Origin of the sequence: Pseudomonas sp. NY15364 (genome assembly GCF_048068235.1) — a bacterium.
Classification (GTDB): domain Bacteria; phylum Pseudomonadota; class Gammaproteobacteria; order Pseudomonadales; family Pseudomonadaceae; genus Aquipseudomonas; species Aquipseudomonas mendocina_D.
In genome coordinates, this window is the sequence record NZ_JBLUPX010000053.1 from 1 (window position 1) to 13,662 (window position 13,662).

General features: G+C 61.2%; 9 protein-coding genes and 2 pseudogenes. 3 read left to right on the plus strand and 8 right to left on the minus strand.

The window, feature by feature from the left end; all coding sequences use genetic code 11:
- Nucleotides 1–211, plus strand: a 211-nt coding sequence (locus tag ACNFCJ_RS23195; RefSeq protein ID WP_416773792.1) for a transposase, incomplete at its 5' end; no start/stop codon positions are given.
- 127 nt (nucleotides 212–338) lie between these two features.
- On the opposite strand, the gene ACNFCJ_RS23200 is transcribed toward ACNFCJ_RS23195, so the two are convergent.
- From ACNFCJ_RS23200 to ACNFCJ_RS23215, 4 genes and pseudogenes are all read right to left on the minus strand, one after another.
- The gene (locus tag ACNFCJ_RS23200) at nucleotides 339–995 is read right to left on the minus strand and encodes an OmpA family protein (protein ID WP_125835159.1); all 657 of its coding nucleotides are present in this window, start codon (nucleotides 993–995) and stop codon (nucleotides 339–341) included.
- Nucleotides 996–1,139: 144 nt separating this feature from the next.
- Nucleotides 1,140–1,808: an OmpA family protein gene (locus tag ACNFCJ_RS23205; protein WP_106735362.1), complete on the minus strand. Its 669-nt coding sequence runs from the start codon at nucleotides 1,806–1,808 to the stop codon at nucleotides 1,140–1,142.
- 64 nt (nucleotides 1,809–1,872) lie between these two features.
- Nucleotides 1,873–2,520 carry an MBL fold metallo-hydrolase gene (locus ACNFCJ_RS23210; RefSeq protein ID WP_416773793.1) on the minus strand — a complete coding sequence of 216 codons (648 nt, stop codon included), beginning with the start codon at nucleotides 2,518–2,520 and terminating at the stop codon, nucleotides 1,873–1,875.
- A pseudogene (locus tag ACNFCJ_RS23215) lies at nucleotides 2,520–3,320 on the minus strand (AraC family transcriptional regulator); the annotation flags it as partial. The gene ACNFCJ_RS23210 and the pseudogene ACNFCJ_RS23215, both read right to left, overlap by 1 nt.
- A 127-nt stretch (nucleotides 3,321–3,447) precedes the next feature.
- Between ACNFCJ_RS23215 and ACNFCJ_RS23220 the strand changes: the two are divergent.
- Nucleotides 3,448–3,822: pseudogene (locus tag ACNFCJ_RS23220) on the plus strand (IS5 family transposase); the annotation flags it as partial.
- 50 nt (nucleotides 3,823–3,872) lie between these two features.
- On the opposite strand, the gene ACNFCJ_RS23225 reads toward ACNFCJ_RS23220, so the two are convergent.
- The 4 genes from ACNFCJ_RS23225 to ACNFCJ_RS23240 form a co-directional block, all read right to left on the minus strand.
- Complete coding sequence (locus ACNFCJ_RS23225) at nucleotides 3,873–6,614, minus strand: LuxR C-terminal-related transcriptional regulator (protein ID WP_416773794.1); 2,742 nt, start codon at nucleotides 6,612–6,614, stop codon at nucleotides 3,873–3,875.
- A gap of 319 nt (nucleotides 6,615–6,933) precedes the next feature.
- A complete protein-coding gene (locus ACNFCJ_RS23230) occupies nucleotides 6,934–8,301 on the minus strand; it encodes a DUF1329 domain-containing protein (RefSeq protein ID WP_125880352.1) in 1,368 nt (455 codons plus the stop codon).
- Nucleotides 8,302–8,331: 30 nt separating this feature from the next.
- A complete protein-coding gene (locus ACNFCJ_RS23235) occupies nucleotides 8,332–10,131 on the minus strand; it encodes a DUF1302 domain-containing protein (protein WP_004424494.1) in 1,800 nt (599 codons plus the stop codon).
- 217 nt (nucleotides 10,132–10,348) lie between these two features.
- Complete coding sequence (locus ACNFCJ_RS23240; protein WP_416773795.1) at nucleotides 10,349–12,031, minus strand: fatty acid--CoA ligase; 1,683 nt, start codon at nucleotides 12,029–12,031, stop codon at nucleotides 10,349–10,351.
- Nucleotides 12,032–12,221: 190 nt separating this feature from the next.
- On the opposite strand from ACNFCJ_RS23240, the gene ACNFCJ_RS23245 reads away from it, so the two are divergent.
- Nucleotides 12,222–13,397: a thiolase family protein gene (locus ACNFCJ_RS23245; RefSeq protein ID WP_416773796.1), complete on the plus strand. Its 1,176-nt coding sequence runs from the start codon at nucleotides 12,222–12,224 to the stop codon at nucleotides 13,395–13,397.
- Nucleotides 13,398–13,662 lie beyond the last annotated feature (265 nt).

Genomic DNA, 13,662 nt, shown 5'->3' on the forward strand with positions numbered 1-13,662 from the left:
GCAGGTGCATCCAGAGATGATGGTCAGGCGCCGCTCCATCGTCGAACATCCCTTCGGCAACCTGAAGCAATGGATTTTGGGTAATGGTCGCTTCCTGCTCCGACAACTGCAAGGCGCTCGGACGGAAATGGCCCTGGCGGTCAACGCCTACAACCTGAAGCGTGCCATCAATGTGATGGGTGCCCGTCGGTTGATCGAGCTGTTGGGGTAAATCCCGCCTTCCATTTCCAAGCATCAAAAACACCAACGCCCCGAACCAGTCGGAGCGTTGGATTTTTCTGGCGTCAGTGCGTTTTCACACGCTCTGAAAGGGAGGCTTTGTTCAACGCAATGCGGCCTTAGAGCGGACGCAGGTTGATCTCGACGCGACGGTTCTGCGCACGGCCAGCATCGGTGGTGTTGCTGGCAATCGGCTGGCTCGGACCTGCACCATAGGCAGAGATGCGCTGACCCGGTACGCCGTTGGCGGTCAGGTAGTTGGCCACGCTCTGGGCGCGACGCTGCGACAGACTCTGGTTCAGCTCTTGCGAACCGGTGCTGTCGGTATGACCGACGATGTTCACGCCGTTCTTGTCGAACTCCTTGAATACCAGCACCAGCGAGTTGAGGGTCGGGTAGAAACTGCTGGAGATATCCGCCGAGTTGCTACCGAAAGTGATATTGCCCGGCATGATCAGTTTCAGATCATCGCCATTGCGTTGTACCTGTACACCAGTGCCCTGCAGGGTTTGACGCAGCTTGGCTTCCTGGGTGTCGACGTAATAGCCATAACCACCGCCGGCAGCGCCACCAACAGCCGCACCGATCAGTGCACCCTTAGCGCGGTCTTTCTTGCTCGAGGTCGCAGCGCCGATCACGGCGCCGGTGGCCGCGCCGATGCCACCGTAGACGCCGGCTTTGCCAGCCTGACTTTCGCCGGTATAGGGGTTGGTGGTGCAGCCAGCCAGCATGGCCATGAGCGCAGTTGCTGCGATCAGATTACGTCTGGTCTTCATAGGGATTCCTTAGGATTTCTTCTGGTATCGGGCAGACATGCCACAATCTTCGAGCCGCCAAGGCGCGGTGAAGTTCCGCCCTAGCTTATCAGCCCGGGCGGATAGGGACTGCGATCCAGAGCAGTTCTGCCCGGCACACGCGCGTTACTGCACTCCCGGCAACGGGCGCAATGTCACCTCGACACGACGGTTCTGCGCACGACCATCTGCCGTGGCATTGCTCGCCACCGGCTGGTCCGGCCCCATGCCGCGGGTGCTCAGACGGCTGGGGTCGACACCCTGCGCCAGCAGATAGTCGGCCACGCTTTGCGCACGGCGCTGCGACAACGCCATATTGTGACTTTGCGAGCCAGTGCTGTCGGTATGACCGACGACCTCGATACTGTTCTGGTTGTACTGACGGAAGGAATTGGCCAGGTTATTCAGCGGCTGGTAGAAGCTGCTGGCGATCTGCGCCGAGTCGGTAGCGAAGGTGATGTTGCCGGGCATGATCAGCTGGATCACATCGCCCTGACGCTGCACCTCGACCCCGGTGCCTTGCATGCTGCGACGCAGCTCTTCTTCCTGCTTGTCGGCGTAGTAGCCGTAACCTGCCGCAGCGGCGCCGGCTACAGCAGCACCGATCAACGCGCCCTTGCCACGGTTGTCATGGTTGATCAGTGCACCGGCAGCCGCGCCAGCCAGCGCGCCGATGCCGCCATAGGTGGCAGTGCGGTTGGAGCTAGGTGCGCTCTGATCATAAGGATTTTGCGAGGCGCAACCGCCAAGCAGCAGCGCAGAGGTGCAAAGGGCAATAACGGGCAGGCGGAACATGAAGGCGTCTCCATGAACGGTGGGTGATAGTTATTTGAGTCATCACGCCGCCATTAGTGCCCGGTCACGCGCGAATAAAGGGGTTCTCGCGCATCTCATCGCCCAGCCGAGTGTCCGGGCCATGACCGGTAACCACGGTGGCATCCTCGTCGAGGCCGTACAGGCGCTGCTTGATCGAACGTTCGATAGTGGCGTAATCACCGCCCCACAGATCGGTACGGCCGATACCGCGACGGAACAGAGTGTCACCGGCGATCAACAGCTTGGCGTCCTCGAACCAGAAGCTCATCGATCCTGGCGTGTGGCCCGGCGTATGCAGCGCCACCCCGCAACCGCAGGCCAGTTCCTCGTCATCAGCCAGCCATTTGTCCGGCGCCGGCACGGGCGTGTAAGGCACACCGAACATGCTGCACTGCATCTCCAGGTTGTCCCAGAGGAACTGGTCCTCCTTGTGCAGGTGCAAGGTGGCTCCGGTCTTCTCCTTCATCTGCCCCGAGGCGAGGAAGTGATCGAGATGGGCATGCGTGTGGATGATGCTCACCACCTTCAGGCCGTGAGCTTCCAGACGCGCCATGATCAGATCGGGATTACCGCCCGGATCGACCACAATGGCCTTCTTGGTCAACGGATCGCCGATGATCGTGCAGTTGCACTGCAAAGGCCCGACTGGGAAGGTTTCGCGAATCAGGGCGGGACGTTCGGCGGTGGTCATCAGGAGGCCTCGTTACGGTAATCGCCAGGCAGTTTACCGGTCCATTTACGAAATGCACGACGGAAGTTGGACGGGTCGCTGAAGCCCAGCAGATAGGCGATCTCATACAACGACAAATGTGTGGTGCTCAGGTATTGCAGGGCCAGGCACTTGCGTACTTCGTCAAGCACCTGCTGGTAGCTGGTGCCCATCCGGGCCAGATGTCGACGCAGGCTACGACCACTGGTATGTAGGGCGCTCGCAGCACTTTCTAGATCGGGAAACTCACCTGGGCGGGCCAACAGCAGACGGCGCAAGCGGGTCAGCAGGCCGTCCTGCACATCTAGGCTGGCCAGCAGCGCTTCGCACTGTTGCTCGCACATTTGCACCGTGGCCGGATTAGCCAGGGCCATGGGCCGTTGCAGGTAATGCCGGGGTAAACGCAGCCAGTGAAGGGGTTGTTCGAACTGCGCCGCTATGCCGAACACCTCGACATAGCGCTCGGCATACTCCGGCGCGGGATGAGCGAAACCGACGGCCAAGCCCTGCAGCTCTTCGCTCAGCAGAAAGCGGGCAATGGTGTAGATGCTGGCCAAAAGACCCTCTGCGGTAAAGCGCGATTGCGGCCCCATGGGGAAAGACTCGACGGCGCGCAATTCCACCTCCTCGCCCTGCTCCACCAGTTCCAGCTCGAAAGACAGACCGAGCACGCGGTAGTACTTCAGGGCGAACTGCAGCGCCTTGCCCAGGTTGGCGCTGGACAGCACCGCGTAGCCCAGAATGCCGTGGGGGGAAACGTTCAAACGCTGGCCCAGTACTAGGGTCTGTTGCCATTTCGCGCTAACCCATTGATCTATAAGAGCAAGCCCGTATCGTTGAAGCTCTGACCCAACATTGATACGAGCTTGCAATGCCCCGATTACTGCTCAGCGATGAGCATTGGTCGAAGCAGTGGACGCCCACGGCTTACCCATCGAGTTTGAAATCACGGGAGGCCAAATCAATGACTGTACTCAGGCACCCGGATTGATTTCCAAACTCCCTGCAGCAGAAACCATCGTTGCGGATAAGGGCTATGACAGCGAGAAAATCCGAGACTAGGTTGAGCGACAAGGGGCCAAGGCCGTGATCCCGAGGAAGCGTAACTCTGTGAAAGGCAACGCGGATCTGGACAGAGGTCTATACCGAAATCGCCACCTGGTGGAAAACGCCTTCGCCCGGCTGAAGCACTACCGGGCGGTGGCCTCTCGATTCGACAAACTCAAGAGAAATTACGAGAGCGTGGTGGCCATGGCCTGTGCCTTCCTATGGTTGCCCATGTAAAACGGCAACAGACCCTAGATGCGTGCCAGGCATTTCCTGTGAGACACACATCAGCGCAGCAGGCCGAGCCCCTTGGCCCGAGCTACCGCCTGAGTACGCCGCTCGACACCAAGCTTGCTGTTGATGTGACGGGCGTGGGTCTTGACCGTGTGCAGGGAGATGAACAGACGCTCGCTGATCTGCTGGTTGGAGCAGCCGCGCGCGATCAACTGAAGCACCGCCAACTCGCGGCCACTGAGTTTTTCCGCCAGGGCGCTCTCCTCTGCGACAATCTCCTCGTCCGAATACCGACTGCCCGGCAACTGGGCAAGTAACGCGTCGCGCAGCGGACAGGCCGGACGCCCCTGCAAGCGCTCACGTAGCCACCGTGGCTGATGCTGCAACAGCTCGATGAAAGGTAACAGGGCACCGCCCTGAGCGAGATCCAGGCAAGTGTCGAGCTGCTGCTGTGCCTCCCGCTCTCGTCCGGTTTGCTTCAGTAGCTGGGCGAGCTGGGCCTGAGCCACAAGGCCAACCAACTGACCACCAAGCCCCTGTGCACGTTGTTGCAACGCACGCAGACGGCGCTCCGCATGCTCCAGCTCGCCCTGCAGACGCTCCAGAGCAGCCTGCTGCAAATCGATATGCAACGCCAACTGCGGGTGAAACTCTGGCGCCAGTGCCCGCCCCTGATCACCATAGGTTTCCGCCAACTGCGGTAGCCAGGCAGCGGCCAGTTCGACCTGCCCCTGACGCAACCACAGCTCGCACTTCATCAGCGTAATCATCGCCAAATAATAAATCGCTGGCACATCCCAGACGTGCATCAAGCGCTCGGCCTCACCGAGCAGTGCGAATGCCTCGGCAGGCCGCCCATCACGTCCTTCCAGGCTAGCCAGCACGCAATAGCCGATCAGCGCCCCAACGTCGCGACAGGCTCGCGCTTCGGCAATTCCCGCCCGCAAGCGCTCCACGGCCTGAGGCTGCAAGCGCAGACTAAGCAGATACCCCTCATAAATCGTCAACCGCGCCCGCACCGAGTAGCAGCGCTGTGCCGGCAATCGCTGCACCAGCAGCAACCCCTGATGCACTTCCTCCTGCGCGCGCAGCACCTCGCCGCGGGATTGCAGTACGCGAGCGCGCTCGTAGTGGGCCAGTGCCTCGAGCAGAGGGTTGTCGATGCGCTGCGCCAACTCCAGCGCATCGCGGTTCAACCCACGCGCACGCCACAGATCGCCACGCACCATGGCCAGATTGGACAACGCCGACAAGCACATGAAGTGCGGGCCATAACGCTCCACCGGTAAACCAGACAAGGCCTCGCTACATTGCAGTTCGGCACGAGCACCATCGCCACGACCACGGGCGATGACCCCGTCGAGCGCCTGCCACTGCGCCAGCAGGCTGCGCTGGGCGGAAGGCTCGGCTGCTGGAAGGAAGCGTGCGAGTTGATCAAGCAGCTCTTGGGCGGCGTCCAGCTGGCAGGCCAGCGCCAGTGCCCAGCCATAGAGCATGATCAGTCGCGGTGTGCTGGCCAGCAGATCATCCGGCAGATTGGTTTTCCAGCGCAGCAGCATGGCGATGTTCTGCTCCGCCAGCATCTGCTCCTCGGACAGGTTCTGTACCAGGCTGGCAGCGACATCGGCCTGCCCTGCCAGCAGCGCTTGCTCGATGGCGGCATCCAGCATGCCTTGCGCAGCGAACCAGCGACAGGCACGCAGGTGAGCACCGCTGCGAGAACGGCTCGAACCGTCAGCAGTCCGTGCATTGAGCAGATCGGAAAACAGGTGGTGATAGCGAAACCAATGCCCCTGCTCATCCAGCGGCACCAGAAAAACCTGGTTGGCCTGCAACTGACGGATGATCGCGGCGCTGTCGTGGCTGTCACGCACCGCGTCGCACAGCTCGGCACAGAAGCGCTCCATGCAGGCGGTTTCGTAGAGAAACTGCTGCACCTCGGCGGGCTGCCGCTCGATGACCTCTTCAAGGAGGTATTCACGGATCAGCCCTTCTCCTCCATGCAGTTGCAGTCCCTCGCCAGCTTCGGCCAGCTCTTCGACAGCCAACAGCCACAGGCGTAAACCGGCAATCCACCCTTCGCTGCGCTGCAGAATCCCGGTGACCTGCTGCTTTTCCAGGTGCGCGCCCTGACTTGCCAGCAGGGCATCCAACTCCGCTGCGGTCAGCCGCAGGTCCTGCTCGCTGAGTTCGAGCAACTGTCGCGACAGGCGCAGACGCGCCAGGTGCCAATCCGGCCGCTGACGGCTGGTGACCAACAGCAGCACGCCGGGTGGTAAGTGGTTGAGGAAGAATTGCAGGCAACGATCCAGCACCGGCCCCTGCGCCAGATGGTAGTCGTCCAGCACCAGTAACAGCGGCTGACCATCATCGAGTTGCTGAGTCAGCTCATCGAGCAAACCATCGAGCCACTGCTCGAACGCGAAGGGTTGGTGGCGTTGGCGCATCTTCAGCAGACCGAGCGCCTCCTCCCCCAAACCGGGGTAGAACTGCTGCAGCCCCTGTAACAGACGCTCAAGGAAGCGCCCCGGATCATGATCGCGCTCGCTCAGCCCGAGCCAGAGGCTGTGCCAGTGATCGGGTAGTCGTTCGCAGAACTCGATGGCCAGCGAGCTTTTGCCAAAGCCTGCTGGCGCACTGACCAGCAGCAATCGCCCTTGCAGACCCTTCTCAAGACGCTCGCACAGTCTGGGCCGCGGCATATGTCCTGCCGGCAGCGGCGGACGATAAAAACGCGCTTCCACCGGCGTGGCCGGCGTGCAGGGAAAACCTGGCGAGCGGGAGAGATCTGTCATCGGCCTATTCTTGGAAGTCTTCTATGTGCATCGGCGGGCTCGATCTGGACCCAGCCTAGCGACTTGCAATGGCCATTTGAAGCGTCCGCTACAGTCCGTAACGAAAAAGCCGGCACAAGGCCTAATGCTGATCAGATAAGTTCGTCACCACCCCCTCCTACTTGCAGTAGAGGGGGCGCTTTTCGTAGGAGCCAGCTTGCTGGCGATGCTTTTTATGGCGGATCGCCGGCAAGCCGGCTCCTACAAAGATCGAGTGCAACGGCTTAACTGACTGGCATTAGGCGCAAGGCCGGCTTCATCGTGTTGCCTGAGGCAGGTTTTAGCGCACGCCAGCCTGGCGCAGAGCCGCCGGGGTGAAGTCGCTGCCCGAGGCCTTATAGTTGAAGTCGTAGGCTTGTTTCTCCTCGTTCTTCATACCCAGGGCCAGGTAGCGACCGGACAGCAGGTCGTAAAGGGTTTCCACGGTGTACCACGGCACTTGCTTGTCGTAGTAGTACTGGGCATGCGCCTCAGCTACGCGCCACAGGGTGCCACGACCGTCGTAGTGGTCGATCAGAGCAGCTTGCCAGGTGTCCTCGTCGATGTAGAAGTCACGCTTGGCATAGATGTGGCGCTCACCCGACTTCAGGGTCGCAGTCACGTGCCATACACGGTGTAGCTCGTAACGAGTCAGGTCCTGGTTGATATGGCCAGCCTTGATGATGTCGGAGTACTTCAGGCTGGGCGAATCGAGCTTGTAGGCGTTGTAGGGGATATAGATCTCCTTCTTGCCTTCCAGTTTCCAGTCGTAACGATCCGGCGCACCGTTGTACATGTCGAGGTTGTCCGAGGTACGCAGGCCGTCAGCTGCGGTGCCCGGGCCATCGTAGGACACCTGCGGCGCACGGCGCACGCGACGTTGACCGGCGTTGTACAGCCACGCCAGACGCGGCTCTTTCACCTGATCGAGCGTCTCGTGTACCAACAGTACGTTACCAGCCAGACGCGAAGGCGCAGTCACCCGCTGTTTGAAGTAGAACAGCACGTTGCTGGACTTGCTCGAGTCGTAATCAGTCAACGCATCGCGAAAGACGAACTCGTCCTGGAAGTAGACCAGCGAGTAGGAACCGTTCGGCTGCGGAGTCGCCTGGGTCACCAGACGACGCACGCTGCCACCGCGGTAGCGGGTGATGTGGTTCCAGATCACTTCCAGACCGTTCTGCGGGATCGGGAAGGGGTTGGCGGTCTGGAAGTTCTCCAGGCCGTTGCCACCTTCCACCATATTGGTGTTCACCGCGTTCTGCTTGGTCGCCTCCAGCACCGCAGCCGGCAGGCTGGCCGAACGGTGAGTCGGGTAGACCGGCATCTTGTAGCTTTCCGGGTAGCGCTTGAACATCGCCAGCTGGCCGGGAGTCAGCTTGTCCTTGTACTGGTCGACGTTCTGCGCGGTGATGGTGAACAGCGGCTGCTCGTTGGCGAACGGATCGGCCAAAAAGCCACGCGGATCGACCGCACCGGCGTTGGCCGGCAGACCGCCAGTCCAGGCTGGGATCGACCCATCGGCATTGCCTGCCATCTCGGCGCCTACCGGAGTCAGGGTGTTGCCCAGCTTCGCAGCCTCGTCAGGCGACACTGCCGCCATCACGCTGGTCGCCAGCAGAGACAGGGTCAGCACGCCGGATTGCAACAGGTTTTTTTTCACGTTCATCTGCATAGTGTCCTTATTCCTCGTTCGCATTTAGAAGCTCACGCCGAAGCTGACGGCCAGGAAGTCGCGGTCGACCAAAGTGTTGTAGTCGCCGCCGAAGAAGTTGGTGTAGGAGAGGCTGGTGGTGTAGGTGTTCTGGTATTCGGCATCGAGTCCGATGCTGATGGCCTTGGCGCCTTCGTTGAACACCGGCCCATAGCCGTCCACGTCATGGGACCAGGCTACATTCGGCTTGAGGTTGATACCGGCGAACACGTTGTTGTAGTCGAGGATGCCACGCGCCCGGTAGCCCCAGGAGCCGGAGGTGTAGAAGCCATGCCGGCCGTTCATGGCGATGGCGCTCGCATCGTTGTAACCGCCGTAGATCGCATCGCGGCCATAACGTACCTTGTCCAGGCTTTCCAGGCCACCGATGCGGGTGTAGCCGATCTCGCCGACCAGGGTCATCCGCTCGGCGCCGAGTACCTGATCGATGAAGTGGGTGAAGGTGGTCTGCAACTGGGTGACTTCCTTGCGGTTGTAACCTCGGTGCGCCTGCCCGGCCTGGGCCAGCGCCGCCGATACGTTGCCGACGGCCAGCGCACCGCCGATGCCGCTGGCCAACCAGCCGGTAGTGTCGACTGTATTGATCTGCAGCGGCATGTTCGGCCGGTAGCTGATCTCGCCCTGCCACGCGGTGCCGGTGGGCAGGGTGGTCGAGAAGCTGGCGCCATACAGGCGGATGTCTTCCGGGTAGTCCAGGAAGTAGCTGCCGGTTCCCAGCAGGCCCAGGGAAACGAATGGCGTCTGGAAAGCCGCCGGAAGACCTCCCGCGGTAGTCGCGATGGCGGCAATGGATGCCGCATCGGCATTGATGTAGCTCACGTTCGGCGTGCGGCTATGGTAGTTGAGCGCATACAGGCCGTATTCGGCCTCGTCGCCCAGCCAGCGCAGGGCCACGCCCCACTGGCCGCTGTCGCGCGCATCGTTGTCTCCGGCACGGCGCAGCATGACACCCTCGGAGCTGCCGGCGGCTCCCACGGCGCCCAGGGCGCCGGCCAGTCCCGCGGGATAGCTCTGCACATGGTAGTTGCTGGCACAACCATCCTGCAGCACGTCGACGGCGAAGAAGGTACCGCAGTTGTCGACGACCGTCTGGTCCCACTCCAACTGGTAGAAGGCCTCGGCAGACAACCGGTCGGTCAGACTCTGAGCCACATAGAGCATATTGACCGGGATCAGGCCTTCCTTGACCTCGGCACCTGGGCGGCGGAAGGCGGCGACGTCGACCGGGTTGATCGCGTTGATGCCGTTGATGATGAAGGTGCTCTCACCCCAGCTCACCACCTGCTTGCCCAGACGTACCGATCCAGGCTGGTCACCGATCGCGTAGTTGTGGTAGATGAAGGCGTCGAGAATCTCGGCCCCCGATGACTGTGCTCCCTCCTTGCGGTTGCTATCGCTGATGTCCTTGAAAAGGCGGCTTTCGTCCTTCAGTTCGAAGTCATACCAGTACTTGCCGCGCACGAATACGCCGGTGTCGCCGTATTTAAGTTCAAGATCGTGGATACCCTTGAAGATCTTCGAGAAGGTCTCGCCGCGCTTGAAGTTCAGGCGGCCGTCGTCACCGGTCTGGGTGAAGCCGGTACCGCCATTGGACGAACCGATCAGGTCACGATCCCGTTTGGCGGTCGACCAGCTCGCCCCCACCGACAGCGACGAATCGAACTGCCCTTCGATCTCACCGATATTGAAAGTGACGCCGAATGCCGGAGCGGCAAGGGTGGAAGCGAGGCTGACGGCCAGCGGCAGTTTTGCCAGGCGCCAGTAGGGTTTTGTTTTTGTTGTCATCGACGCTACTCCATGTGTTTTTTGTTATGGATGCTTGGACTATAGCCAGCAGGTGGTACTGCTTGATCCCTCGAAAGTGTGATTTGCAGCCCCCAGCCACTCTGGCTCGCAGGTTTCAGACCCTGCCCCTAGCCAAGCATGGACGTGAAACAGCAATTAGCAAGCCAAACGCTTGTTTGACTGAGCGGTCACTTTCACCGCCCAGTCAATTCGCACCTCACAGCGTGGACAGGAATGCGCTGCCAGCCTCCTGCCACTGGGCGATTTCCACGCGGATGCGCTTCTTGTCCAGTTTGCCGACACTGGTCTTGGGAATTTCAGTAACAAGCGCGATCTGCGTGGGAATCGCCCACTTGTTGATGTGGCCCTGCTCGACGAAGGGTTTGAGGTGCTCCTTCAGGCCCTTGGCATCCAGCCCGTGCTCGTCGCGCAGCACCAGGAGCGCGAACGGGCGTTCACCCCACTGCGGGTCCGGCACGCCGACCACGGCCACTTCACGCACGGCCGGGTGCCGGCTGATCAGGTCCTCCAGTTCCAGGGAAGAAATCCACTCGCCGCCGGTCTTGATCACATCCTTGATGCGATCACGAATCTCGATGAAGCCCATGCCATCGATGGTCGCCACATCGCCGGTATGCAGCCAGCCGTGGGCCCACAGTTCCTCGCCCTTCTCCGGCTCGCGGAAATAGCCCTGCGTCAGCCAGGGCGCGCGCAGCACCAGTTCGCCTTGCGACTCGCCATCACTGGGCAGCAGCTTACCGTCCGCATCCATGATCGCCGCCTCCACCAGCGGCACCGGAATGCCGGCCTTGATCCGGTAGGTGGTGCGCTCGTCCTCGCCGCCGGCGCGCAGCTCCTCATTGAGGTAGGCGCAGGAAATCAGCGGACAGGTTTCGGACATGCCGTAGGCGGCGGTGAGCTGGATGCCGCGCGCCTTGGCTGCCTCGTACAGCGAACGGTTCAGCGCGCTACCGCCAATGATCATCTTCATGCCGCCGAAATCATGGCCCTGCGCACCTGGTGCGCCCAGCACCATCTGCAGAATGGTCGGGACGCAGTGGGAGAAGGTGACCTTTTCTTCCTTGATCAGACGGCAGAGCATGTCCGGCTCATAGCGACCGGGGTACACCTGCTTGACCCCGAGCATGGTGGCCACATAGGGCACGCCCCAGGCATGCACATGGAACATCGGCGTAATCGGCATGTAGACATCGTCATTGCCCAACAGGCGAATGCTGTCCAGACCGCCCATGGTGGTCGCCATGGACATGGTGTGCAGCACCAGTTGCCGATGAGTGAAGTACACGCCCTTGGGGTTGCCGGTGGTGCCGGTGGTATAGAAGGTGGTGGCCACCGAATTCTCGTCGAAATCGGCGAAGTCGTAGTGCGGGCTGGCGGCTGCCAGCAGGCTCTCGTACTCGCCGACGAGGTTCGGCAGCTCGGCGTTCTTGTCCTCGCCATCGGTAAGCAGCAGGGTCTTGTCGACGGTGGTCAGTTGCCCGGCAATGCCGTTGTACAGCGGCACGAACTCGCTGTTGACCAGCACAAAACGATCTTCTGCATGGTTCATGGTGTAGAGGATCTGATCCGGCGACAGGCGGATGTTGATGGTGTGCAGCACCGCGCCGAGCATCGGGATGGCGAACATGCATTCGAGGTAGCGGTGACTGTCCCAATCCATCACCGCCACGGTATCGCCGGCCCTGACCCCTGCCTCGCTGAGTACGTTGGCCAACCGTGCGACACGCTCGTTGAAGGTGGCGTAGCTGTAGCGCAGCTTGTCGCGATAGACGATTTCGCGGGTCTTCTCGTAACGACTACCGGACAGCAGCAGGCGCTTGATCAGCAGCGGATAGGCATGGGCGTTTTCGGCGGGAGGGATCAGTCGGGTCTGCAGCATGAAATCACCTTGAGGCACGCTAGGAATAGGTATGCAGCGACTCTAGAGCGGCTCGCGCAGCGCTCAATCAGCCCAAAGAATGATTTGCTACGTGACTCTATGGCCATTTTTGGTCACAGGTTAGAATCGATCCAACCGGCCAGTTCTGAAGCAGGCTAAACCGAACCACTCTCTCGTTCGAGGTAACAGCATGTCCGATATCGTCATCGTCAGCGCCGCACGTACCCCCATGGGCGGTTTTCAAGGCAGCTTGGCCAGCGTGCCAGCCGTAGCGCTGGGCGCGGCCGCCATTCGTGAAGCGGTCAAACGCGCCGGTATCGAGCCAGCCGACGTACAGGAAGTGATCATGGGCTGCGTACTGCCAGCCGGCCTCAAACAAGGGCCGGCACGCCAGGCCTCGCTCAATGCAGGCCTGCCTGCAGCCACCGGCTGCACCACCATCAACAAGCTGTGCGGCTCAGGCATGAAGGCCGTGATGATGGCCTTCGACTCGCTGAAAGCCGGCAGCAACCAGGTAATGGTCGCCGGCGGCATGGAAAGCATGTCCAACGCGCCCTATGTACTGGAGAAAGCACGCACCGGCCTGCGCATGGGGCATGGCGAGATCAAGGATCATATGTTCCTCGACGGCCTGGAGGACGCGCGCACTGGCCGCCTGATGGGCTCTTTCGCTCAGGAGACCGCCGATAAGTACGGCATTACCCGTGAGGAAATGGACGCCTATGCCATCGAATCGCTGCGACGCGCGCAGGCGGCGATCAAGGACGGCTCGCTGGACGCGGAGATCATTCCGGTCACTGTCACCTCGCGCAAGGGTGAGGTGGTGGTCAAGGATGATGAACAGCCGCTGACGGCCAACCTGGACAAGATCCCCACACTCAAACCCGCCTTCAAGAAAGACGGCACCATTACCGCGGCCAACGCCAGTTCTATTTCCGACGGCGCCAGCGCGCTGCTGCTGATGACCGCCGATGAAGCGGCCAAGCGCGGTCTCAAACCAGTTGCCAAGGTGGTTGCCCACGCGACCCAAAGCCAGGACCCGAGCGAGTTCACCCTGGCGCCCATCGGCGCGATGAGCAACCTGCTGAAGAAGACCGGCTGGAGCAAGGACGAGATCGACCTGTTCGAGATCAATGAAGCCTTCGCCATGGTGACCATGCTGGCCATGCGCGAGCACGGCCTGGACCATGCCAAGGTCAACGTGTTCGGCGGCGCCTGTGCCCAGGGCCACCCGGTGGGTTCCACCGGCTCGCGGATTATCCTCACTCTGATCAACGCCCTGCAGAAGAAAGGTGGCAAGCGCGGCGTCGCCTCGCTGTGCATCGGCGGCGGCGAAGCAACAGCGGTGGCCATCGAACTGCTGTAACTCGCCCCATCAGCAAAGAGCCCCGCAATCCAGACTGTGTGAAAACCTAGCAGCCTGAGAGCAAGCTGAAGACAATGCCTCCATCAGTCGATGGGGGGCATTGTCGTTTATGGGCTACATCCAGGGCGAAGGTCGTCAGCAAAGCAGCCTGTTTCGGTCGCGGTAGGGACGGCAGTTACCTGCCGCCCCCCGCACAGATCCGTACGTGCGGAACTACCGCATACGGCTCCTGCCTCAGGTTCGTGACGCGAAGCGTTCCTCCGGA